18 protein-coding genes are annotated in these 24,064 nt (G+C 69.8%); 8 read left to right on the plus strand and 10 right to left on the minus strand.

What is annotated here, in order from left to right; all coding sequences use genetic code 11:
• Window positions 1-49: 49 nt before the first annotated feature.
• A complete protein-coding gene (locus GV015_RS17940; RefSeq protein WP_236555529.1) occupies window positions 50-835 on the minus strand; it encodes a phosphatase PAP2 family protein in 786 nt (261 codons plus the stop codon).
• Window positions 836-987: 152 nt separating this feature from the next.
• Here GV015_RS17940 and GV015_RS17945 point away from each other — a divergent pair, with 152 nt between their 5' ends.
• Window positions 988-1,410, plus strand: coding sequence for a YchJ family protein (locus GV015_RS17945; RefSeq protein WP_159879815.1), 423 nt, complete (start codon window positions 988-990; stop codon window positions 1,408-1,410).
• Window positions 1,411-1,432: 22 nt separating this feature from the next.
• Here GV015_RS17945 and GV015_RS17950 read toward each other — a convergent pair whose 3' ends face one another.
• Window positions 1,433-2,674, minus strand: coding sequence for a multidrug effflux MFS transporter (locus GV015_RS17950; protein WP_236555530.1), 1,242 nt, complete (start codon window positions 2,672-2,674; stop codon window positions 1,433-1,435).
• A 328-nt stretch (window positions 2,675-3,002) separates the two neighbouring features.
• On the opposite strand from GV015_RS17950, the gene GV015_RS17955 reads away from it, so the two are divergent.
• Window positions 3,003-4,892 (plus strand): HSP90 family protein, encoded by a 1,890-nt coding sequence (locus tag GV015_RS17955; RefSeq protein ID WP_159879817.1) that lies wholly within the window; start codon window positions 3,003-3,005, stop codon window positions 4,890-4,892.
• Window positions 4,889-7,771: a hypothetical protein gene (locus GV015_RS17960; RefSeq protein ID WP_159879819.1), complete on the plus strand. Its 2,883-nt coding sequence runs from the start codon at window positions 4,889-4,891 to the stop codon at window positions 7,769-7,771. The genes GV015_RS17955 and GV015_RS17960 overlap by 4 nt, the downstream gene beginning before the upstream one ends.
• A 55-nt stretch (window positions 7,772-7,826) precedes the next feature.
• On the opposite strand, the gene GV015_RS17965 is transcribed toward GV015_RS17960, so the two are convergent.
• Window positions 7,827-8,807: a cyclase family protein gene (locus GV015_RS17965; protein WP_159879821.1), complete on the minus strand. Its 981-nt coding sequence runs from the start codon at window positions 8,805-8,807 to the stop codon at window positions 7,827-7,829.
• A gap of 225 nt (window positions 8,808-9,032) precedes the next feature.
• On the opposite strand from GV015_RS17965, the gene GV015_RS17970 reads away from it, so the two are divergent.
• From GV015_RS17970 to GV015_RS17990, 5 genes are all read left to right on the plus strand, one after another.
• A complete protein-coding gene (locus tag GV015_RS17970; protein ID WP_159879823.1) occupies window positions 9,033-10,385 on the plus strand; it encodes an extracellular solute-binding protein in 1,353 nt (450 codons plus the stop codon).
• Window positions 10,382-11,293 (plus strand): carbohydrate ABC transporter permease, encoded by a 912-nt coding sequence (locus GV015_RS17975; RefSeq protein ID WP_159879825.1) that lies wholly within the window; start codon window positions 10,382-10,384, stop codon window positions 11,291-11,293. The genes GV015_RS17970 and GV015_RS17975 overlap by 4 nt, the downstream gene beginning before the upstream one ends.
• Window positions 11,290-12,168: a carbohydrate ABC transporter permease gene (locus GV015_RS17980; RefSeq protein ID WP_159879827.1), complete on the plus strand. Its 879-nt coding sequence runs from the start codon at window positions 11,290-11,292 to the stop codon at window positions 12,166-12,168. The genes GV015_RS17975 and GV015_RS17980 overlap by 4 nt, the downstream gene beginning before the upstream one ends.
• The gene (locus tag GV015_RS17985) at window positions 12,165-13,481 is read left to right on the plus strand and encodes an alpha-L-fucosidase (protein ID WP_236555532.1); all 1,317 of its coding nucleotides are present in this window, start codon (window positions 12,165-12,167) and stop codon (window positions 13,479-13,481) included. Before GV015_RS17980 ends, GV015_RS17985 begins: the two co-directional genes overlap by 4 nt.
• A gap of 64 nt (window positions 13,482-13,545) precedes the next feature.
• On the plus strand, window positions 13,546-14,610 hold the full coding sequence (locus GV015_RS17990) for a hypothetical protein (RefSeq protein WP_159879831.1): 1,065 nt from the start codon (window positions 13,546-13,548) through the stop codon (window positions 14,608-14,610).
• 30 nt (window positions 14,611-14,640) lie between these two features.
• Here GV015_RS17990 and GV015_RS17995 read toward each other — a convergent pair whose 3' ends face one another.
• The 7 genes from GV015_RS17995 to mmsA form a co-directional block, all read right to left on the minus strand.
• The gene (locus tag GV015_RS17995) at window positions 14,641-14,961 is read right to left on the minus strand and encodes a hypothetical protein (protein ID WP_159879833.1); all 321 of its coding nucleotides are present in this window, start codon (window positions 14,959-14,961) and stop codon (window positions 14,641-14,643) included.
• A 150-nt stretch (window positions 14,962-15,111) separates the two neighbouring features.
• Window positions 15,112-16,629, minus strand: coding sequence for an L-arabinose isomerase (gene araA / locus GV015_RS18000; RefSeq protein WP_159879835.1), 1,518 nt, complete (start codon window positions 16,627-16,629; stop codon window positions 15,112-15,114).
• 122 nt (window positions 16,630-16,751) lie between these two features.
• Window positions 16,752-17,459: an L-ribulose-5-phosphate 4-epimerase gene (locus GV015_RS18005; RefSeq protein WP_159879837.1), complete on the minus strand. Its 708-nt coding sequence runs from the start codon at window positions 17,457-17,459 to the stop codon at window positions 16,752-16,754.
• Window positions 17,456-19,153 (minus strand): ribulokinase, encoded by a 1,698-nt coding sequence (gene araB / locus GV015_RS18010; RefSeq protein ID WP_371416587.1) that lies wholly within the window; start codon window positions 19,151-19,153, stop codon window positions 17,456-17,458. The genes GV015_RS18005 and araB overlap by 4 nt, the downstream gene beginning before the upstream one ends.
• Window positions 19,154-19,386: 233 nt before the next feature.
• Window positions 19,387-21,123 carry a hypothetical protein gene (locus GV015_RS18015; protein WP_159879841.1) on the minus strand — a complete coding sequence of 579 codons (1,737 nt, stop codon included), beginning with the start codon at window positions 21,121-21,123 and terminating at the stop codon, window positions 19,387-19,389.
• A 41-nt stretch (window positions 21,124-21,164) separates the two neighbouring features.
• Window positions 21,165-22,418 carry a multiple monosaccharide ABC transporter permease gene (gene mmsB, locus GV015_RS18020; RefSeq protein WP_085512640.1) on the minus strand — a complete coding sequence of 418 codons (1,254 nt, stop codon included), beginning with the start codon at window positions 22,416-22,418 and terminating at the stop codon, window positions 21,165-21,167.
• Window positions 22,419-22,450: 32 nt separating this feature from the next.
• The gene (gene mmsA, locus GV015_RS18025; RefSeq protein ID WP_064295024.1) at window positions 22,451-23,959 is read right to left on the minus strand and encodes a multiple monosaccharide ABC transporter ATP-binding protein; all 1,509 of its coding nucleotides are present in this window, start codon (window positions 23,957-23,959) and stop codon (window positions 22,451-22,453) included.
• Between the last annotated feature and the right edge of the window lie 105 nt (window positions 23,960-24,064).

Consider the following 24,064-nt stretch of genomic DNA (forward strand, 5'->3'; position numbering starts at 1 on the left):
CACGGGGTGTCGTGGCCGCCAGCGCGGTGCGCTGACGCGAGCGCGTCGATCAGCCGTCGGTCAGCGGGACCCGTTTCTTCGGTTCGGTCGACATCCGGTGCAGCAACGGCACCGCGATGATGAGCGCGACACCGGCACCGAGCAGCAGCCCACCGATCGTGTCGCTCACCCAGTGGGCGCCGAGATAGGTCCGCGACAGCATCATCAGCAGCGTGTAGGCGACACCGATCAGCCACACCCAGACCCGCGGGAAGATGATCCCGAACGCGACGGCGATGGTCGCCGCGTTCGCACTGTGCCCCGAGGGGAAGGAACCGAAGTCCGCGTGGACCAGGATGTCCTCGGGCCGCGATCGACCGACGATGTTCTTGATGATCTGCACCGCTCCGGCGCTCAGGGCGGAGACGATCGCGAAGTACAGGGCGGCCCATGGACGGCGCAACAACAGCAGGACGGCGATCCCGAGCAGCGGTACGACGAAGATCGCGACGACCCCGCCGCCGAGCCAGTTCATCACGAGCGCAGCCTGGACGAGCCACGGCGACCGCTCCTCGAGGACCTCCTGCATCCACTCCTCGTCGAACCCGAACGGGGCGTTCGGGCCGCGCTGGAAGAGCAGCACGCCGAGCAGGAGGACGAGGACCACGGCGATCGCGCCGCTGATCAACGGCCACCGCCGGGAGACCTTCGCAGCGAGCTTCGGATCGGGCCGGATCGACGCCGGGTCCGGATCCATCGCGAGCGCACCCGACTCGTCGAGGGCTGGCGAGACCGCCTTGTGCACCTCGGGAGCCGGTGCAGCTGCTGGGTCGTCGTGGTCGTCGGGTGCCGTCATCGTCCCATCATGCCGTGTCGGGTATGTCTCACGCGTGGGCTTGCGCCAGGAGGATGACGCGTTGATCGCCGCGCCGATGCGCCGCCGGATATGCGCTGGCGACCGACGGCCGACGAGCACGACCTGCGGGCCTGGCGGGCGATACTGGAGCAGTGACCCACGACGCCCGCACCGCTCCCCTCGCCGACGACGCGCGGTGCCCCTGCCTGTCCGGCGAGACGTACGGCGCCTGCTGCGGGCGCCTGCACCGAGGTGAGTCGTCGGCGGCCACCGCGGAGGCGCTCATGCGGTCGCGATTCTCGGCCTTCGCGGTCGGCGACGCGGAGTACCTGCTGCGCACCTGGCATCCGTCGACCAGGCCGGCGTCGCTCGAGCTGGACGGCTCGCTCCGCTGGTATCGGCTCGACATCCTCGCGACCTCCCGCGGTGGGCTGCTCGACACCGAGGGGATGGTCGAGTTCGTCGCACACCACAAGGTTCCCGGCGTGCGGGGCTCGGCGGGGAGCCAGCACGAACGGAGTCGGTTCTCGAAGGACACCGGCGCGTGGACGTACCTCGACTGCGTGGACCGGTGACCTGACGGCGCGAGCCACCAGGTCAGCCGGCGAGGGCCGGGACCTTCTTCGGTTGCACGATGAACCAGAGCGCACACACCGACACGACCGAGGTCGCGGCCATCACGGCACCCATGGGGATCGCGGTACCGATCCCGAGCACACCGACGATGGGCGAGATGAGTCCCGCAAGCCCGAAGTTGAGCGCCCCGAGGAGCGACGCCGCAGTCCCGGCCTCGTGCCCGTGGTTCGCGAGGGCGAGCACCTGCACCGCCGGGAAGCCGAAGCCACACGACAGGATGAAGAAGAACAGCGGCACCAGCACACCGAACAGCCCGACGTCGGCCATCGTCAGCGCGACGATCGTCACTGCGGAGATGAGCTGCACGATGGTCGTGCACGCGAGGATCCACTGCGGCCCATACCAGCGCATGAGGCGCGACGAGATCTGCACCCCGGCGACGATGCCGAGCGAGTTCACCGCGAACAGGAGACCGTACTGCTGTGCGTCGAAGTCGTAGACCTCCTGGAAGAGGAACGACGAGCTCGAGAGGTAGGCGAACAGGCCCGAGAAGCTCATGCCACCGATGAGGGCGACACCGACGAACACGCGGTCGCTGAACACCGAGCGGTAGCGGTCGCGGACGGTGCTGTGCCCGGCGTCGCGACGCCGCGCGGGCGGCAGGGTCTCGACGATCCAGAGCGACACCGCGATGACGACGAACAGCCCGTAGGCGGCGAGGAACACGAAGAGTCCGCGCCAGTCGAGGACGAGGAGGAGCTGCGACCCGATGACGGGGGCGGCGATCGGCGCGAGGCCGTTGACGAGCGCGAGTCGCGACAGCATCCGCACGAGCGGCTTCCCGCCGAAGAGGTCGCGGACCATCGCCATCGCGACGACACCACCGGCCGCCGCACCGGCACCCTGCAGCACGCGGAACACCATGAGCCACCCGATGTCGGGCGCGAACGCGGCGCCGACCGAGGCCAGGATGTGGATGCTCGTCGCGAGGATGAGCGGGAGACGCCTGCCGACCTTGTCGCTCCAGGGCCCCATGAAGAGCTGACCCACCGCGAAGCCGATCGTGGTCCCGGTGAGGGTGAGCTGGATGAGGCTGACCGGGACGTCGAGGTCCTGTTCGAGGATCGGGAACGCCGGCAGGTAGAGGTCGATGGTGAACGGCCCGAGCGCGGTGAGCGCGCCGAGCACGAGGATGTAGACGAGGCGCTGCCTGCCCGAGAGCGAGTCCCCTGGGTGGACGACGGTGATTCCTGCGGTGTGCACTGGTGAACGGATTCCTAGCGAGGTGCGGGGGTGGGAGGAGTGGTCCGAATCGATGTCGAATCGATTCGAGAAGCGGCGTCAAGGCTAGCAGTCGGGGACGCGTTTTCGCGACACCCCCGGACGACCGATCGGCGTCGACCTCGCTCCACAGCCCCTGGGGAGCAGCCTCGCCTCGACGACCCCCAGGCGACCGCCCAGCATCCGTTTCACGACGTTCGCTAGGCTGATCCGGCTGCAGACGAACCGGTCGCGGTCCGCCTGCCTGGAGCCCGATCCACCCTGCATGTACCCCCGATGCAGGCCCCGTAGCCGCCGACGGAAGAGAGCCATGCCAGACCACTCCCGAGCCCCGCTGCCGTTCCAGGTCGATCTTCGCGGAGTCGTCGACCTGCTCAGCCGCCACATCTACTCGGGACCGCGCGTCTACCTCCGCGAGCTCCTGCAGAACGGACGCGACGCCGTCGCAGCCCGTCGCGCCGACGACCCGACGGCGCCTCCCGGCAGACTCCTCATCACCCCGCACGTGCCACCGTCCGGCTCGGAGGCGGGTACGCCGTTCCGATTCCGCGACGACGGTGTCGGGCTCACCCGCGACGAAGCCGCCGAGCTGCTGGCGACGGTCGGCCGCAGCTCCAAGCGCGGCGACCTCGACGAACTCCAGCGCGGCGACTACCTCGGCCGGTTCGGCATCGGGCTGCTGAGCTGCTTCATGGTCGCCGACACCATCACCGTCCGCAGCCGCTCGGCTCGTGGCGGTCCGGCCATCGAGTGGATCGGCGACGCCGACGGCACGTTCACGATCCGAGAACTCGACGACGCCACGACCGCCGCCATGCCGATCGGCTCGGAGGTCGTACTCGACCCGCGCATCGACGGCCCACTGCACGACGGCAGTCTGCTCGGGCACGGCACGGTGCTCGGCCTCGCCAGCACCTTCGGACGGTTCCTCGACCTCGACGTCGAGGTGGTCGATCCCTCCGCACCCGACCACCCGGTGCGCATCAACGTCGACCCGGTGTTCCGGACGGCTGAAGCGACCACTCGCGAGGCACTTCTGGCGTTCGGGGAGGACCTCCTCGGGACGCGCCCGTTCGACGCCGTCGAGATCGTGGTGCCAGGCACCGGCACCCGCGGCACCGCCTTCGTCCTCCCCTCGCCACCTCCGCCGGGCGCCCGGCAGGCGAGCCGGGTCTACCTCGGCGGCATGCTGCTGAGCGAACAGATCGACGACCTGCTTCCCGAGTGGGCGTTCTTCGTGCGCTGCATCGTCGACACGACAGGACTCCGACCGACGGCGTCGCGCGAGCAGCTCGTGCAGGACGACGCGTTGGAGTTCACCCGCGAGGCCATCGGAGCAACCCTGCGACGGTGGATCCTCGACCTCGCCCGCCAACGGCCGCACCGACTCCAGGAGTTCATCGGCGTCCACCAGCTCGGCATCAAGGCGATCGCCGCGCACGACGACGACCTCGCGAGCGCCGTCGTCCGGTGGCTCCCGATCGAGACCTCCGCCGGCACGATGACCATCGACGAACATCTGTCGCAGACCGGCGTCATCCGGTACACGGCATCCCGTGACGAGTTCCGTCAGATCGCCGCAGTCGTCGATCCGGCCTCACCGATCGTCAACGGCGGGTACGTGTACGACCAGGAGATCCTGGAGCGGCTGCCCCACCTGATCGACGGCGTTCGGGTCGAACGGGTGACGGTCGCCGACGAGCTCGACAACCTCGAGCCGCCGCACCTGGACGACCTCGCCGCGACGACGGCACTCGAGGACCGCGCCAGCCGCGTGCTCGCCGAGGTCGAGTGCCGGGTCTCGGTGCGCCGGTACCGGCCGGACGACCTCGCCGCGCTGTACGTCGCCGACCCGTCCGTACTCCGACGGCTCGAGCGGCACCGGGCCGCCTCGGTCGCGCCGGGTATCTGGTCGCAGGTCGTCGGGGCCGTCGACTCCTTCCTCGCCGACGCCGGCCCGGGAGGCATTGAGGCCGACACCGCGGCCCGGCTCTGCCTCAACTGGAACGCGGCGCTCGTCCGCCGCTTGGCGACCCTCGACGACGACCTCGTGTTCGAGCGCAGCATCCAACTGCTCTACGTCCAGGCGCTCCTCGCCGGGCACCGCCCCCTCGAAGCACGCGACCGCCGCATGCTCGACGCAGCCATGACCGACCTGATCGGCCTCAGTGTCGGTCTCGACGACAAGGAACTCCGATGACCGACACCACCGACACCCCTGTGAACGACATCGACCCCGAGGCGAGCGTCCAGGACCTCCTCGAGGAGGCCGACACCCTGCCGTGTGGTCCCGCCGAGCGCGCCCTGCTCGACGAGGCACTCCGGCGAGCTGAGGCCGCCGGCGACGAGGAGGCCGCGTACGCGACCCGCATGCGGTTGACCCAGTCGGCACACATGACGGGCGACACCGACGCCATGTTCAGCTCCTTCGGCTGGTGCGTCGGCAAGCACGACGCGGACCCGGAGCGCTTCCCGATCACGGTCGACGGCTGCGACCTGCTGTTCCAGTACAAGTGGATGGCCGGCCGGCTGTCGACGAACCCGACGTTCTCGCTCGCGCAGATCGAGGCGATGCACGAGGACATGCGGGCGAGGTACGCGGCAGCGGGCGCCACGATGAGCGGCGTGGTGCAGTCGCAGTTCCACATCGCGACGGTGACCGGTCGCCTCGACGAGGCCGCCGCGTTCCTGGAACGCCGCTCGACCATCGAGGACGACCGCTACAGCCACTGCGAAGCGTGCGTGCGCAATGAGGACGCCTGGTTCCACCAGCTCCGCGGGCACGACGACGACGCGATCCGGATCTACGACGAGATGTTCGAGAACCGCATGAGCTGTGGCGAGGAGCCGGAGACGAGCGAGGCACAGGCGCTCCTCCCCTACCTCCGCGCCGGCCGGTTCGACGATGCCAAGGCGGCGCACCAGCGCAGCTACCGGGTCGCCCGTTCCAACGCCGACGGGTTCGGCATCATCGCCGACCACCTCGTGTTCTGCGCCGTCACGGGCAACGAGGCGCGCGGCCTGGCGATGCTCGAACGCCACCTGCCGGCCCTCGTCAACGACCCCATCAACCTGTCCGGGCACGCCGACGGGCTCATCGCGGTCGGCGTCCTGCTGGATGCCGTCGCCCGAGCCGGTCACGGTGATCTGCCCGTCCGCGGTGCCGACGCCCCGGACCTTGCCCGGTACCTCGGCACCGAGTCGACCGACGCCGCCGACTGGACCGTCAGCGCGGTCGCGGCGCGCGCCTGGGCAGCAGCCGAGCACCTGACCCGTGCCTTCGACGAACGCAACGGCAACGGCTTCCGCACCGAGCGGCTCGAGGCCGCGCGGGCACTCGCGACGGAGCACTGGGACCTCCCGCTGTCGGTCGAGGGGTTCGCAGCCCCGGTCGCCGAGCCGGAACCGGCGACCACGGCCGCCGAGTGGCGCGAACGGACCTCCGCGCTCCTGCAGAGCGCCGACCCACGCGGTGCGATCGTCGCCGCCGAGCAGGGCCTCGCGCTCCTCGCGGACGACGCGGATCCCGACGAGAACCTCCGCGCCGGGCTCCTCGGCGCGATCGCGCAGGCAGCGGTCATCGAGGGTGACGACGACCGCGCGAGCGGGGCCTGGGCCGACCGCGACACCGCGCTCCGTGCGGCAGGACGCATCGCGGTCGCCGACGTCGAGGCACGCTTCGGTGTGGCCCTCCTCGGCACGGCGACCGAGGACCGGCTCACCCTCCTGCTCGCCGAGCTCGACGACGCCCGTCTCGTCCCCGTCGACGCGGACCGGCTCATCCACACGCTCGTCGTCACCGCACGCCATGCGTTCGAGCTGGCGGGAGCGCAGACCGAGCAGGAGTCCGCGGAACGGTTCATGGGGATCGCCGACCGGCTCGCCGGTGAGGCCGTGCTCGCCGCCGCGGTCGACGACCCGGGCGAGGCAGGCCCGCCGGCCCGTCTCCTGCACGCGCACCTCTTCGCCGTGACCGGCCGGATCGAGGAGGCGGCAGAGCTTCTCGACCCACTCCTCGAGCCCGGGCAGCGGGCGTCGGTCCGCCTCCCCGCGCTGACGCTCCGCACCCGGATGCTCGGCGGGGCCGGGGCCTTCGCCGAAGGGGTCGCGCTCGCCGACGAACTCGTCGCCCTCCAGACACTCCTCGGCAACCGGCTCGGCATCATCCAGGCGTGCTCCCTCTCGGCGGCACTCCTGAGCGACGCCGACCGTGACCGCGAGGCCGCGGCCCGCATGCAGCTGGCGATCACCCACGCGAAGCGGGCGGAGTACGACGACCTCGACTCGCTCACCCTCCAACTCGCGCGGTACCTCCAGTTCGCGGGCGATGCCGCCACGGCGCTCGAGCACTACGACGAGGTCTACCAGGCGAAGCGCGAGCACGCCGCGCCGGGTGAGCTCGCGGACCTGCTCGCCAACATGGGCGAGGCCGCGCGCATGATCGGCGAACACGGCATGGCGTACGGCGTGTGGCGCGCAGCGATCGACGACGCCGCGTCCGTCGGGAACGACCAGGTGGTCATCCGCACCGGCTTCGGGTTGAGCACGCTCCTCGTCCAGTTCGAGGACGACGACGCGATCGAGGTCATCGACCAGGCCCTCGCCGCCGCTCGCCGGCTGGGCGACCCGCAGCTCCTCGTCCAGGCACTCCAGCGTGCGGCGAGCGCACGGGCGGCCTTCGGCGACGACACCGGGCTGCCGCTCTACTCGGAGGCTCGTGACATCGCCTCGGCGCACGAGGCCGCGTGGCTCGTGGCCGACATCACCGATTCGGAGGCCCGCTCGCTCGGTGCGCTCGGACGCGCCGACGACGCGACGGCGACCGCTCGGCTCGCCGCTGCGGGGTTCGTGGCCGCCGGCGACGAGAACGGCGCGGCGGTGGCCGAGGTGTTCGCGGCGAGGTCGCGGGTCGCCGTCGACGACCACGCCGCTGCCGTCGACCTGTTCCGTTCGGCTCGCGGACGCCTGCCTGCCGGCTCGCCCGATTGGACGACGGTCACGGCCGAACTCGCGGACGCGCACGAGCGCTTGGAGCAGCACACTGACGCGGCACTGCTGCGGGCCGAGATCGAGGAGTGATCGGGACCGTCCTCAGCGCGCCGACGGCACCGCGAGGACGGTCTTCCGACCGCGCCTAGGGCAGTCGCGCGAAGGCGCGGACGGGGAAGGTCGCGAAGTCCTCGACGAGCGGCGGCGTCGCGGTGAAGGCGGCGCCGCTCGCGGGGAGCTGCTCGAGGCCGGTGAGGTGCTCGACCACCTGGATCCCGGCTTCGAGGAGCAGCGAGTGGGCCGGACGCGCGCCACCGGATCCCGGCTCGGTGTCGTCGATGTTGATGGAGTCGATGCCGACGAGCACCACGCCCTGCTCGACGAGGTACCGCACCCCGTCCTCGGCGAGGTAGGGAGCGTCCTTCGTGTAGGCCTCGGTCGCGAAGTGGCGGTCCCACCCGGTGTGCAGGAGGACGGCGGTCCCGCGCAGCTCGCGCTCGAGGAAGACGTTCGCGCCGATGCCGCGTTCGGTGGAGTCCTGGAGGTGGAACACCTCGGCCGGGAGGTCGACGAGCTGCTCGAGCGTCAGGCTCGCGAGGTCGCCGCCGCCGGCGTAGCGGTGGTACGGGCTGTCGAGGTAGGTGCCGGTGTTGCCGACCATCTCGATGATGTCCATCGCGAACTCGGTGCCCTCGGCGTACTTCGGGCGCGAGTCCTCACGCGTGAGGAACGGACGGATCACCGGCTCCGGCAGCCCCGGGTAGGTGCGGAGGCCGGCACGGATCGGGTGGCTGAGTTCGACGAGCGCGCCCTCCGGACGGGGGCGCACGGCGTCCGCATCCGCTGCGGCGTCCGGCATTTCGAGTCCGGCTGCCGCTGCCGCCGCCAGGATCCCGCGGGAGCCCTTGTGCTGCTCGCGCACGATCTCGAGCTTGGTGATCCGGATCTCGCCGACCATCGCGAGACCGAGGTGCGTGACGAGCAGCCGACCGACCTCCTGCTGCTGCGCCTTCCCCTTCGCCTGCGCGATGGCGGGCGGCAGGTCGAGACGGAAGTCCTCGACGGCGAGACCGCCGCCGTTCAGGAAGCTGACGGTGGCATCGAGGACGGCGCGTTGTTCGGTCATGCCCTCATTCTGACGGGTGCTGCGAACCCTGCCGAGGGATTCCCGGCCATGGGCCACCGATATCCGGCCATGACCATGGGGTTCCGTCGACTGGACGGCTGAGTGCACTCCACAAGCAGCCCTCATGAGGCTTTTGTACACAGGGCTTGCATATCACATACCTCATGCTTATCCTCGATATGCAAGGACGGTTGACGAACCCGTCCGCGGACGAGGAGAGCCCCCATGAAGCACCAACGAACCCTGTCGATCGCCGCTGCAGCCGCCACGCTGGCCGTGCTCTCCGCGTGCACGGGCGACGCCGGGGGCGAGCGTGTCGGTCGCTGCGCGATCGCAGACGAGTTCGCCGCTGGCACGCCGGTCGACGCGACGCCGTCCGGCGAGATCACCTTCCAGACCACCGCACTGAAGGCCTCGTTCTCCGAGTACTTCACCGAACTCATCGAGGACTTCGAGGCCGCCTACCCCGGCACGACCGTCACCTGGGAGGACGACCCTGGCGACGGCAGCTTCGCCACCCGGCTCGTCGCGGACGCGCAGGCGTGCTCGCTGGCAGATGTCGTGAACATGCCGCTCGCCACCGCCGGCGGGCTCCGCGAACAGGGCTTCCTCGCCGACCTCGACGCCGCGTCACCGGGCATCGGCGACGACTTCATCCCGAGCCTGTGGGACAGTCTGGTCCTCCCCGGCGACGACCACCACTACGTGCTCCCCTGGCACTGGGGCCTCATCGGCCTCCAGACGTACAACACCGAGCTCATGCAGCGCGCCGGGCTCGACCCGGAGCAGCCGCCGACCACCTTCGAGGAACTCTTCGACGCGGCCGATCAGGTCGCCGAACGGTCGAACGGCGAGTTCAGTGCCTTCTCCGCGAGTCTCGGTCTGCGACTCCCGCTCGAGTGGCAGCTGCAGGAGGCCGAGGTCATCGCCGACGACGGTTCGGCGTTCGTCTTCGCCGACGATCCGGCCGTGCAGGAGTGGACCGAGCGCATGACGCGACTCGCGCTGGCCGGCGGCATCCCGAAGGACTCGATCGCGTCCGACGACGAGCCCACCGCCCTGTTCACCCAGGGCGCGACCGTCTGGGGCTCACCGAACGCCTCGTCGCTCCGGTACGTGCAGGAGGGCAACCCGGGCGTGTACGAGCACGTGGGCGTCTCGTCCCTCCTCGACCGCCGCGGCACCGCGATCGCCGAGGTGCAGACCATCGGTGTCCCGAGCACGAGCACCAACCCGGCCACCGCCATCGCTTTCGCGCGGTTCCTCCTCGCCGCCGAGCAACAGAGCCGCTTCATCAGCGACCCACGCATCCAGAACTTCCCGAGCACCACCGAGTCGCTCGGCATCCCGAAACTCACGGACATCACCGGTACCGCACCCATCGATGAGGCGAACCGTCTCGCCGTCGACCTCGCCGACGAAGCGGAGATCGTCACCATCGTGCAGTGGAGCGACGCGGTCGCGAACGCGGTCAACGCCGAGCTCCAGCTGGCGCTCACCGGGAAGAAGGCGCCGCGTGAGGCACTCCAGGCCGCCCAGGACGCGGCCAACCGGGTCATCGGAGCCGATGCTCGATGACGACCGCGATCCACCTCAACGGGGCGGCCCGCTATCGACCGCCCTGGGTGCCGCTGCTGTGGTGCGCACCCGCGCTGCTCATGATCACGATCTGGAGCGTCGGGCCCTTCATCGGGACCATCGCGCTGTCGTTCACCGACACCTCCCCGCTCGGCATGGGTGGAGCGTTCGTCGGCCTCGACAACTACCGCTCGATCCTGCAGGACCCCGCGTTCTGGTCCGCGACCGGCAACAGCGTGCTGTACACGATCATCGCCGTCCCCCTGCTGGTCGTCCTCCCGTTGCTGCTCGCGCAGCTCGTCCACACCCGACTCCCCGGGATGGGGTTCTTCCGCTCCGCCTACGCGGCTCCGATCGTGGCGTCCGTGGTCGCGGTCGGGCTGGTCTGGCAGAACCTCCTCTGTGAACAAGGGCCCGTCAACACGGTGCTCCAGCGGGTCGGTCTCATCCAGCAGGCGGTGCCGTTCCTCTCCGAGGGGTCGCTCATCCTGCTCAGCGCCATCGCCCTCACGGTGTGGCGTGGGCTCGGGTGGTACCTGATCTTCTACCTGGCGGCGCTCTCGAACATCCCTCGCGAGTTGTACGAGGCGGCCGAGCTCGACGGCGCCGGCCCGACGCGACGGTTCCTCACCATCACGGTGCCGGGCACCCGCCTCACGATGCTCCTCGTCGGGCTCCTCGCCGGCATCGGGTCGCTCCGCGTGTTCAGCGAGGTCTACCTGCTCGGCGGCGCCACCGGTGGTCCGGGAGGCGAGGCACGGACACTCCCCTTCTTCATCCGCGACGCAGCGCTCGACCCGATCACCGGGAACGCGGGCTACGGTGCGGCCGCGAGCGTGGCACTCTTCGCCCTCACCGCGGTGTTCGCCGTGCTGGCGCAGCGCTTCGGCGGGGAGCGGGACGCATGAGCGCGCGCATCGAGCAGTCGCCCGCACGACCGCTCCTGCGGCGTCGGCGTCGGCGCTGGTCGAGGACGACACCGGCGCGGTACGCGCTCCTGCTCCTCGTCCTCGTCATCTCCGTCGGCCCGCTGCTGTGGCAGTTCCTGTCGTCGCTCAAGGGCTCCGGCGAAGCACTCTTCGGGCGCGACGCCACCCTGTTCCCACAGCTGCCGACGTTCGACGCCTACGTCACGATCTTCCGGCAGATCCCGATGGACGCCTACCTGACGAACAGCGCGATCGTCTGCGCGCTCACCATCGCCTCCCAGGTGGTGCTGCCGACCGCAGCCGGGTACATGCTCTCCCGACGCGGCTGGCGCGGGCGGCGGGTCGCCTTCACCGTGCTGATCGTGTCGATGGTCGTGCCGTTCGAGTCGATCATGGTGTCGCTCTTCCTCATGACCCAGGAGCTCGGTCTGCTCGACACCCTCGTCGGCGCGTGGCTCCCCGGTGCGGTCTCCGCGATGAACGTCCTCATCATGCGGGCCTCATTCACGGCGGTGCCCGACGAGATCGAAGACGCCGCGTTCCTCGACGGAGCCTCGGAGTGGCAGCGGTTCACCGCCCTGTTCCGGCCGTCGTCCATCGGCGCGATGCTGGTCGTCGTCGTCAACTCGTTCATCACCGCGTGGGACGACTTCCTCTGGCCGCTCCTCGTCCTGCGGAGCGAGTCGTCGTTCACCGTCTCGCTCGGACTCGCACGACTTTCGGCGTCGTCGTTCGGGTTCGACCCCAGGGTCGTGATGGCCGGATCCATCATCGCCGTCGTCCCCGTCCTCGTGGTGTTCATCGTGCTGCAACGATGGTTCCACCGAGGCGTCGCAGCAGGAGGAGTCAAGTGAGTCGACAGCCGCACCACCACGAGCATCGTCCCGTCCCGACCGAGGGCCAGTTGCGTTGGCAACAGGACGGCTTCGGCGTGTTCTTCCACTTCGGGGTCAACACCTTCGCCGGCAAGGAATGGAGCGACGGCACCCTGCCCGCCTCGAGCTTCGATCCGAGCGACCTCGATGTGCGGCAGTGGGTGCGCGTCGCGGCCTCGATCGGCGCCGGATACGTCATCCTCACCGCGAAGCATCACGACGGGTTCTGTCTCTGGCCGACCACGACGACCGACTACAGCGTCGCATCCTCACCGTGGCGGGACGGCCACGGCGACATCGTGGCCGAGCTCGCAGCAGCCTGTCGCGAAGCGGGTCTCGGACTAGGGCTGTACCTCTCGCCGTGGGATCGCCACGCTCCCGAGTACGCCGACGAGGCGCGCTACGCCGAGGTGTACGCCCGGCAGCTCACCGAACTGTGCACGAACTACGGCGAGCTCGTCGAGCTGTGGTTCGACGGCGCCGGGTCCGAGGGGTACACCTACGACTGGCCCGGCATCACCGCCATCATCGAACGACTCCAGCCGCAGGCGATGGTGTTCAACATGGGCGCCCCGACGATCCGCTGGGTGGGTAACGAGAACGGTCTCGCCGAAGACCCGGTGCGGTACGTCGTCGACCACACCGACTTCAGCAACTACACCGTCGTCACCAGCCGGTTCGAGGAGGCCCTGTACCTGCCGCCGGAGTGCGACGTCTCGATCCGCCGCGGCTGGTTCTGGCACCCGGACGACGAGCCGAAGTCGATGGAGCATCTGCTCGCGATCTTCTACCGGTCCGTCGGACTCGGAGCGAACCTGCTCCTCAACCTCCCACCCGACACCCGCGGGCTCCTCCCCGACGCCGATGTGGAACGCGTGACCGCCTGGGCCGCGGAGCGCGACCGCCGCTTCGCGCGGCCGATCCCGGGAACCCTGACCGCCGACGGGTCGACGGTCACCGTCACGTTCGCGGAGCCGGTCACCATCGATCACCTCCGGCTGCACGAGAACCTCACCGCCGGGCAGCTGACCGACCGCCACGAGGTCCGGACACCGGACGGCCGCACGCTCGTCGAAGCCGGTTCCGTCGGCGTCTCGAGGGTGCACGTGTTCGAACCGGTCACGACCGATCGGTTGACGATCGGGCTCGTCCCCGACGTCGTCGATGAGGCGGGCCGCTCTGCGGAAGCGCCGACACCGATGCTCCTCGCGGTCACCGCGTTCCACACTGGCTCGAGCACCGTCCCCGAGCTGCCGGTCGGGTACGAGGCTCCGACGGAGGCCCCCGACTGAGCCGGCCGCGCCTCGACGCGGAACTAGGCTGGAGGGCGTGCAGGCGCTTCCCGAACCACTCGACATGAGTGCGCTCACCCGGCCGCTTCCCCGACACGAGGTTCACGAGCAGTGGCGAGCCTTCGTCAGGGAGGACCCCGGCGCCCGCGATCGCATCGGGCGAGTCCGACGGCTCACCACCACCCTCGGCGCGATCGGCGGACTGTTCGGCATCTTCTTCTTCGGCCTGGTCGGCCTGCTCGCCTACGCTCAAGGCGGCAGGAACGCGGGAGGGATCGCCTTCGGCATGGGCACGCTCGTGGTGGTCATGATCCTCCTCGCCGTGATCCTCGTCCGCATGACGATCCGGGTCTGGTCGCGTAGGACCCTGCGGCGCACACACCTCCGCCTCGCCAGCTTCGCCGAGGCCAACGGGTTCGACTACCGCGTCGGTCCCATCGCCCTCCAGCGCGACATGCCCTGGCGGAGCCGCGGGTCGGTGAACCTCCACCGAGTCCTCCGGAGCCGGGAGCCGCGCGGCATCGAGATCGCCGACTACGAGGTCATCGGCAACCGCAAGAACCTCGCGGCCCCCTTCGGTGGCTACTGCGCACTCCGGATGCCCGTCGCCCTCCCCCACATCCTGCTCCGCGCCCAGGACGGCCGCCGCCGAGGGATGACTGGCGCCGGCGCCCCGGCCGATGCGCAGCGGCTCAGCCTCGAGGGCGGGTTCGACCGCCACTTCCAGCTGTACTGCCCGGTCGGCTACGAGGCCGATGCCCTCTATCTGTTCACGCCCGACGTGATGGCCCGACTGCTCGACCACGTGCGCGGCTTCGACGTGGAGATCGTCGACGACTGGCTCCTGCTCGTGACCAGCGACGATCTCGTCACGACGAAGGTCGACGATTGGCAGGACATCGCCGCCGCTGTCGACGCCGTGGACGACCGCGTCGAACGCTGGGCACGGTGGCGGGAGACCCGAGGTGACCGGCGAAGCGCCAAGACGGACGAGTCGGCCTCGACCGCGGCGGCCGGCCGCGTCAGCACCCGTGGTCGGCGCCTCAGCGTCCGGATGAGCGTCGACGACATCCTCATGTGGAGCGCGCTCGGGCTGTTCGTCGTCGGCACGATCATCGGGCTCCGGTAGCGCGCTCGAACGCTCCCGAACCGATCCGGGTCAGTCGCCGTACTCGTCGAGGAAGGTGTCCGACTCGGCATCGAGCGCACATCCCTCGGCGGCGGCCTCCGCCGGGGTGCGGTCGCCGGCGTCGACGATGCGGCTCGACTGCTCCTCGATGCACCGTTCCATCGCCCGCTCGGCGGCCGCTGGGTCGGCGGCGGTGAGCCCGCCGGTCGCTGCGACGATCGCGAGGACCGCTCCGACGCCGGCGACGAGGACGGTCCCACCGATCGCGAGCTTCCACCCGAGCCTCGTCGGCTCGGCCGTCCCCTCATCGCCCGGCTCGTGCTGCTCCGTCTGCGTGAACACATCCGTCATCGGTCAACCCCCGTCGCTCAGCGCACCACCCCCGGCACGTCGCCCCAGGCTAGCAAGCGCCGTCGTCGCACCGCACGATCGACGACACCACGACACGAGACGGCCTCCCGCCGGTGGGCGGGAGGCCGTCTCGATCGGATCGTCCCGGGGTTAGAACCCCTGGGCGAGGCGGTAGTACGCGTTGTTCCAGCGCACCTCACGCTGGAAGTCGCGCGTGGTGGTCGACTCGTCGATCACGAGGAGCTCGGTCTTGGCGATCTCCGCGAAGTCGGCGAACACCTCGACCCCCACGGCGGTCGACATGACGGTGTGGTGCGCGGCACCGGCGGTCAGCCAAGCGGCGGCAGACGTCGCGAAGTCCGGAGCCGGCTTCCACACGGCGCGCCCGACGGGCAGCTTCGGCAGGGCCTCGATGGGCTGGACGACCTCGACGACGTTCGCCGTCAGCCGGAAGCGGTCGCGCATGTCGCTCATCGCGACGACCACGGCGGGGCCGGAGTCGGCCGTGAAGACCAGGCGCACCGGGTCCTCCTTGCCGCCGATGCCGAGCGGGTGCACCTCGAGGGTGGCACGAGCCGAAGAGAGCGTCGGGCTGACCTCGAGCATGTGCGCCCCGAGGATGAGCTCGTTGCCGGGCTCCATGTGGTACGTGTAGTCCTCCATGAGCGACGCGCCACCGGGGAGGCCGGCACCCATGACGGACGCGGCGCGCACGAGGACGGCGGTCTTCCAGTCGCCCTCCGCACCGAAGCCGTAGCCGTCGGCCATGAGGCGCTGGACGGCGAGGCCCGGCAGCTGACGCAGCTCACCGAGGTCTTCGAAGCTCGTCGTGAACGCGGCGAAGTCGCCGGCCTCGAGGAAGGAGCGCAGGCCCAGTTCGATCGCGGCACCGTAGCGGAGCGACTCGTGCCGCTCGCCACCCTTCCGCAGCTCGGGGACGACGTCGTACAGCTCCTCGTACTCGGCGACGAGGGCGTCGATGTCGGCGTCCGTCGACGCGTGCACGGCCTCGGCCAGCTCGTTGACGCTCCACGTGTTGACCTGCACTCCGAAGCGCAGCTCGGCCTCGGTCTTGTCGCCCTCGGTGACGGCGACGTAGCGCATGTTGTCGCCGAAGCGCGCGAGCTTGAGCTCGTGCGTGGCCGCCCACCCCGCAGCGGCGCGCTGCCAGATGCCGACCTCACGCTGAACGCGCGGGTCGGAGACGTGGCCGACGACCGTCTTGCGGGCGACGCCCAGACGCGTCTGGATGTACCCGAACTCGCGGTCGCCGTGCGCGGCCTGGTTGAGGTTCATGAAGTCGAAGTCGATCTCCGACCACGGCAGCTCGACGTTCGCCTGCGTGTGGAGGTGGAGCAGCGGCTTCTGCAGCGCGTCAAGCCCGGCGATCCACATCTTGGCCGGGCTGAAGGTGTGCATCCAGGTGACGAGACCGATGACGCTGTCGTCGGCGTTCGCGTCGAGCATCGCGCGACGGATCGACTCGGAGTCCTTGAGGACGGGCTTCCACTCGATCCGCACGGGGACGTCGGCGGCGGCGCCGAGCTCGGCGGCGATGGCCTGGGACTGCTCGGCGACCTGACGGAGGGTCTCCTCGCCGTAGAGGTTCTGGCTGCCGGTGAGGAACCAGACGGTGTAGTGGTCGAGCGTGGTGGTGGGCTTCGGCATGGGTGGGTTCTTTCTTGAGGTCGTTTCGGTCCCTGAGCCTGTCGAAGGGCGGGACCGTGGTGGGGTGGCCCTTCGACAAGCTCAGGGACCGGGAGGGTGTCAGGGACCGGAGGTCAGTCGGGTTAGAGCGCGCCCTGCGGCGCCTGGCCGTAGACGTTCTGGTAGCGGTCGAACAGGGCGTCGATCGCCTCGGTCGGCATGGGCTTCGGCTCGCCGAGCTGACGCGAGATGTGCACGGTGCGGGCGACGTCCTCGACCATGACCGCGGCCTTCACGGCGTCGCGGGCGTCCTTCCCGATCGTGAACGGACCGTGGTTCTGCATGAGCACCGCGCGCGACCGGTGACCGGTGAGCGTCTCGACGATGCCGCGTCCGATCGAGTCGTCGCCGATGATCGAGAACGGACCGATCGGGACCTCCCCGCCGAACTCGTCGGCCATCGCCGTGATGACGCACGGGATGGGCTCGGCGCGTGCCGCCCAGGCCACCGCGTAGGTGGAGTGGGTGTGAACGACGCCGCCGACCTCGGGCATATGCCGGTAGACGTATGCGTGTGCCGCGGTGTCGCTCGACGGCGACCGCTCAGCACCGGGCGTGCCCGGGATGACCTTGCCGTCGAGGTCGCAGAGGATCATGTTCTCGGGCGCGAGGTCGTCGTAGTCGACGCCGGAGGGCTTGATGACGAAGAGGTCGGCTCCCGGCACCCGACCGGAGACGTTGCCGCCGGTCCAGATGACGAGCCCGTACCGGACGAGCTCCCCGTGCAGCTTGGCGACGTCGGACCGGACGCGCGCGATCGCGACCTCGATCTCGGGCGAGTAGGTGTTCACGCGGTTGCTCCTTCGAGGGCGGTGGTCTCGGTGTCGGTCGGCAGGCTGTCGACGCCGCCACCGAGGGCGGCTCGGCGGATGCGCTTCAGGCGCTTCATGACGTCGTTGGCGCCACGACCGAAGTAGTCGTGGAGCGTCGCGTACTCCGCGTAGAGCAGGTCGTACGCGTCGGCCGCGGCCTCGTTCGGCGTGTAGACGGCGCGGTTCACCTTGCCCATCGCGGCACTGGCGGCCGGGACGTCCGGGTAGGCACCCGCGGCGACGGCGGCGTGGATGGCCGAGCCGAGCGCCGGCCCCTGGTCGCTCGCGGTGATCGAGATCGGCAGGCGCAGGATGTCGGAGTACGTCTGCATGAGGAAGGGGTTCCGCTGCAGACCGCCGGCGACGATGAACTCGGTGACGGGGACGCCCGAGGCGTTGAACGTCTCGACGATCTTCCGGGTGCCGAACGCGGTCGCCTCGAACAATGCGCGGTAGACCTCCTCGGTGCGGGTCGTGAGTGTCAGGCCGAGGACCGTGCCGGAGAGCTCGTGGTCGACGAGGACCGAGCGGTTGCCCGAGTGCCAGTCGAGGGCGACGAGCCCGTGCGCGCCGACGGGCTGGTCCTGGATGAGCGAGGTGAGGTACTCGTGGATGCTGACACCACGCGCCGCAGCCTCCTCGGTGTACCGGGCGGGGACCTGGTTCGCGACGTACCAGGCGAAGATGTCGCCGACGCCCGACTGCCCGGCCTCGTAGCCGTAGAGGCCGGCGATGATGCCGCCGTCGACGACGCCGCACATGCCCGGGACCTCGCGGAGGACGTCGCCGTTCATGACGTGGCAGGTGGAGGTGCCCATGATCGCGACCATCTGGCCGGGCGAGACGGCCTGCGCCGCGGGTGCTGCGACGTGCGCGTCGACGTTCCCGACCGCGACCGCGATGCCCTCGCGGAGACCGGTCCACGCTGCGGCCTCGGCCGACAGGGTGCCGGCGGCGGCGCCCAGTTCACCGATCTCGTGCGCGACCTTGACGTCGGCGAACCGCTCGAACGCGGGGTTGAGCGCCGCGAGGAACTCGTGGCTCGGGTAGGCACCGTCCTGGTAGATGCCCTTGTAGCCGGCGGTGCACGCGTTGCGCACGTAGGTGCCGGTGAGCTGCCAGATGATCCAGTCGGCCGCCTCGACCCAGTGGTCCATGCGCTCGTAGAGTTCGGGGTCCTCCTCGAGGAGCTGGAGTCCCTTGGCGAATTCCCACTCGCTCGAGATGAGGCCGCCGTACCGCGGCAGCCAGGACTCGCCCCGCTCGGCGGCGAGCTCGTTGATGCGGTCCGCCTGCGGCTGCGCGGAGTGGTGCTTCCACAGCTTCACATAGGCGTGCGGGCGGTCGGCGTACTCGGGCAGCTCGTTGAGCGGCGTCCCGTCGGCGATGACGGGGACCATCGTGCAGGCGGTGAAGTCGGTGCCGATGCCGATGATGGCGGCGGGGTCGATCCCGGCGGCCTCGACGGCGCGCGGCACGGCGGACTGCATGACGGCGACGTAGTCGGCCGGCACCTGCAGCGCCCAGTCGGGCGGCAGCGCGGCGCCGGTCGAGGCGAGCTCGCGATCCATGACGGCGTGCGGGTAGTCGAGTACCGCCGACCCGAGTTCGGCGCCGTCGGACACACGCACGACGACGGCTCGGCCGGACAGCGTGCCGAAGTCGACACCGATCGTGTAGGTCTCTGCGTGCGTGGCTGTCGCCTGCTCGGGGGCGCTGGCGGCCGGGTTCTGCTCGGTGTTCACCGGTGGGACTCCTTCGTCGATCTGGTGCTCGGTTGATTCGCGATGCTGTGGTGCAAGCGGGTGGGGGCGGCTGCTCGGCCGGGTGGATCAGGGCTGGGCCGCGCTCCAGTGTACAACGTTGTATATTGCCGTGGCCATGGACAGGGCGATGCGATCTCGAGTCATGCGAGACCGCCCATCGCCTCGATGACGGCGCGGGTGTCGAGCGGCTCGGGATCCGGCGCCTCAGCAGCGCCCACGGTCCCCACGATCCGGCCCGCGCGGACGGCGACGACCCGGTCGCAGACGGCCGCGAGCGCTGCAGGGTCCTCGCTCGAGACGACGACCGCCCGGCCGGACGCCGCGAGCGATCGGATCAGGGCGTACCGCTCAGCCCGCCGACGCCCGTCCTCGGAGCCGGGGGCGCCCGCCCGACCGAACGGTTCGGCGAGCAGCACGGCGCGCGCCCGCGTGTCCGCGATGATCCGGAGCGACTCGGTGAACTGGTCGGCGTCCGGCCCGCGGTGCACGCCGGGGAGCGCGGCGACCAGGCCGCTCGGCACGGTGGTCGCCCGGTAGTCGCGCCGCGGGTCGGCCACACCGAGCCTGACCATCCTCGTGAGGGCGTCCGGGGAAACGCTCGACGGCACCCCGCCGAGGAAGGAGAGGTCGAAGCGGATCGGATGCTCGGTCGTGTACAAGACCCCCGCGGCGCGCGCCAGGTCCGTCGTCGAGACGTCGACCACCGCGCCATCGAGCGCCACCGAACCACGGGTCCGTGCGCCGTACGACCGTCCGAAGACGCTCAGCAGCACCTCCCCCGCACCGGAGTCGGGCGGCCCGAACAGCCCGAGCACCTCCCCCGGCGCGCAGGTGAAGGACAGGTCGTCGACGACGTTCCGCTCGGGGTCCGCCGGGTGGCTCGCGGTCCAGTGTTCGACGGCGAGGCCGGCAGCCGTCACCGAGGACGCGATCGACGAGGCACGCTCCGACGTCGATGAACCGGCGGCAAGCGGACGGAACGCGTCGACGCCGCCCACCCCGGCGGCCAACGCGGCGACCACCTCGCGTTCACCGTCCACGGCCGACAGCCGGATCGGGGGCGACGGGTCACCACCGACGGCGATCACGGTCGCGGCCGATGCGACGCTCGCCAGCCCGGTCACGGCCCCGGTCGCGAGCAGGACACCGGGTGCGGGGTCGGCGGTTCGAGGAGCTCGGGCCACCTCGACCATCGCCTGCCGCCAACGCTCGACCTCGTCCGCTCGGAGTGCGGGGCCACTGTCGTCGATCACGATGAGCGACGCCTCCGCGGCGACCGCCCTGGCGAGCTCCACGAGCCGGCGCTCCACGACCGACAGGACACCGGCGGAGTCCGCGGGTGAACGGTCGAGCCCGACGACGCCCAGGGCGCGGTGGATCCGCTCGGCATCGCTCTGCCTCAAGGACGTCCGGTCGGCGAGCGGCCCTCGGAGGAGCCGCATGACCGCCTCCCGCAGTCCCACCCCACGCTCGGACCCGAGCAGCACGTTCTCACCGATGGTCTGCGACCAGCTGATGGCCTGCCCGGCCGTCACGACGGCCACCCCGGAGGCACTCGACGCGGCCCGTGACGACAACCGCGCCGGCCTGCCGTCGACGAGCACCGTCTCGGAGCCGGACACCCTGGCCGCGCCGCGCGGTCCGGTGGACGTCCCGGACAACCGCGCGATCAGGTGCCGGAGGACCGGCACCGGTCCGAGCACGGCGTGCACCGTACCGAAGGGCACCTCGAGCAGCGGCCGGCCGTCCCGCCGGATCGCGAGCGCCGTCGGCGGGACCGACGAGGAGTCGGGCTCAGCGGTCGCTTCGCCACCACGCACGGAGGCGAGGGCACCGGCCAGGTCGCCGGTGCTCTCGCCTCCGTGGTGGATGTCCATGCGTCGGATCGATCCGGGTTCCGCGGTCGCGGACCTCGGGATCAGCGTCCGCCGCTGCGGCGCTTGTTGTAGACGTCGAACGCGACGGCCAGCAGCAGCACGAGGCCCTTGACGGCCTGCTGCCACTCGATGCCGAGGCCGATGATCGACATACCGTTGTTCAGCACACCGATGATGAGACCACCGATGATCGCGCCGCCGATGGTACCGACGCCACCCTGCACCGCGGCTCCACCGATGAAGGCCGCGGAGATCGCCTCGAGTTCGAAGCCGTCACCGGCCTTCGGACCGGCGAGGTTCAGGCGGGCCGTGAAGATGAGGCCGGCGAGCGCCGCGAGGAAGCCCATGTTGACGAACAGGAAGAAGTCGACCTTGCGGGTCTTGATGCCGGACAGCTCCGCGGCGTGACGGTTGCCACCGATCGCGTAGATGTGGCGGCCGAAGACCGAGCGGTTCATGACGATGCCGTAGACGAGCACGAGGACGGCCAGCACGATGAGCGTGACCGGGATGCCCTTGTACGCGGCGAGGGCGTACACGAAGAAGCCGATGCCCGCGATGATGAGCACGAGCTTGGCGACGAACCACGGGAACGGCTCGGTGTCCTGGCCGTACTTCTGACGGCCGAGGCGCGTACGGACCTGCTGCACGACGAGGCCGACCACGGCGATGACGCCGATCCCGAGCGTGAGCGGGTCGATCGGGAAGTCACCGAACACGTCGTTCAGGAAGCCGTTGCCGAGCGCGCGGTACTCCGCCGGGAAGGAACCGATGTTGGCGTTGCCGAGCACCACGAGCGCGAGGCCGCGGAAGATGAGCATGCCGGCCAGCGTCACGATGAACGCCGGGATCCCGACGTAGGCGATCCAGAAGCCCTGCCAGACACCGACGAGCGCGCCGATGGCGAGCGACAGGATGATCGCGATCCACCACGGCATCTGCATCTGCACGGCGAACACACCGGAGACCGCACCGACGAAGGCCGCGACGGAACCGACCGACAGGTCGATGTGGCCGGCGATGATGACCATCACCATGCCGATCGCGAGGACGAGGATGTACCCGTTCTGCACGATCAGGTTGGAGATGTTCTGCGGCCGCAGCAGGATGCCGTCGGTGATGACGGCGAAGAACACGACGACGAGCAGGAGGGCGATGAAGATGCCGTTCTTGCCGAGGTCGCTGAGGATGTGGGTCAGCCAGCTCGTGAAGCGGTTGGTGGCCGGGTTGACGAGGCCGCCGGCGGCGGTGCCGTCGCCTGCCGGGACGGTGGGTTTGGTGTCCAGATCGGACATTGCGGTTCTCCTTCGATCCGTCCGCGCCCGCGTCAGCGGGGCTTCTCCATGGTCATGAGTTTGAGGAGCGCTTCGGGGTTCGCTTCCTCGATCGGCAGTTCGCCGGTGATGCGGCCCTCGCTGAGGGCGTAGATGCGGTCGCAGATGCCGATGAGCTCGGGGAGCTCGGAGGAGATGACGATGACGCCCTTCCCCTCGGCGGCGAGGCGGTTGATGATCGTGTAGATCTCGTACTTCGCACCGACGTCGATGCCACGGGTGGGCTCATCGAGGATGAGGACGTCGGGGTCGGAGTAGATCCACTTCGAGAGGACGACCTTCTGCTGGTTGCCGCCCGAGAGCTTCCCGGTCTTCGCGAGCACGTTCGGAGCCTTGATGTTCATGCTCTTCCGGTACTCCTCAGCGACCTTGTACTCCTCGTTGTCGTTGACGAGTCCGCCGCGTTCGAGCTTCTTCAGCGAGGCCATCGAGATGTTCCGCTTGATGTCCTCGATGAGGTTGAGGCCGTAGTACTTGCGGTCCTCGGTGGCGTACGCGAGGCCGTTGTCGATCGCCTCCGACACCGTGCGGGTGCGGATCTCGGTGCCGTTCTTGAAGACCTTGCCGCTGATGCGGCTGCCGTATGACTGACCGAACAGGCTCATCGCGAACTCGGTGCGTCCGGCGCCCATGAGGCCGGCGATGCCGACGATCTCACCGGCGCGGACGTTGAGGTTGACGGCGTCGACCATCACGCGGGTCGGGTCCTGCGGGTGGTGGGCGGTCCAGTCCTCGACGCGCAGGATCTCCTCGCCGATGTTCGGCGTGTGGTCCGGGTAGCGGTGCTCGAGGTCGCGGCCGACCATGTCCTTGATGATGCGCTCTTCGGTGACGTCGTTCTTCACGATCGTCTCGATGGTCTTGCCGTCGCGGATGACGGTGACGGTGTCGGCGACCTTCTTGATCTCGTTGAGCTTGTGGCTGATGATGATCGACGTGATCCCCTGCTCCTTGAGGTGCAGGATCAGGTCGAGCAGGTGGTCGGAGTCCTCGTCGTTCAGTGCGGCCGTCGGCTCGTCGAGGATGAGGAGCTTCACGCGCTTCGAGAGGGCCTTCGCGATCTCGACGAGCTGCTGCTTGCCGACGCCGATCTCGAGGATCTTGGTCGTCGGGTTCTCCCGCAGACCGACCCGGGCGAGCAGTGCTGCCGCCTCCTGGTTGGTGCGGTTCCAGTCGATGAGGCCGAGCGGCCCCTTCAGCTCGTTGTTGAGGAAGATGTTCTCCGCGATGGAGAGGTAGGGGCTGAGGGCCAGCTCCTGGTGGATGATGACGATGCCCTTGGACTCCGAGTCGCGGATGTCCTTGAACTCCATCGTCTCGCCCTCGAAGACGATGTCGCCCTCGTAGGTGCCGAACGGGTAGACGCCGGACAACACCTTCATGAGCGTCGACTTGCCGGCGCCGTTCTCACCGCAGATGGCGTGCACGGTACCGCGCTGCACATCGAGCGTGACGTTCGAGAGGGCCTTGACGCCGGGGAAGGTCTTGATGATGTTGCGCATCGCGAGGATGCTCGTGGTCTCGCCTGACACCGTGTCTCCTTACAGGTGATCGTCGTTGAACCGGGCCCTCCGACAGGCTCAGGGATCGGAAGTGATTCCGTTCCC

Source organism: Plantibacter sp. T3 (assembly GCF_902506515.1).
In the GTDB taxonomy this organism is placed as follows: domain Bacteria; phylum Actinomycetota; class Actinomycetes; order Actinomycetales; family Microbacteriaceae; genus Plantibacter; species Plantibacter auratus.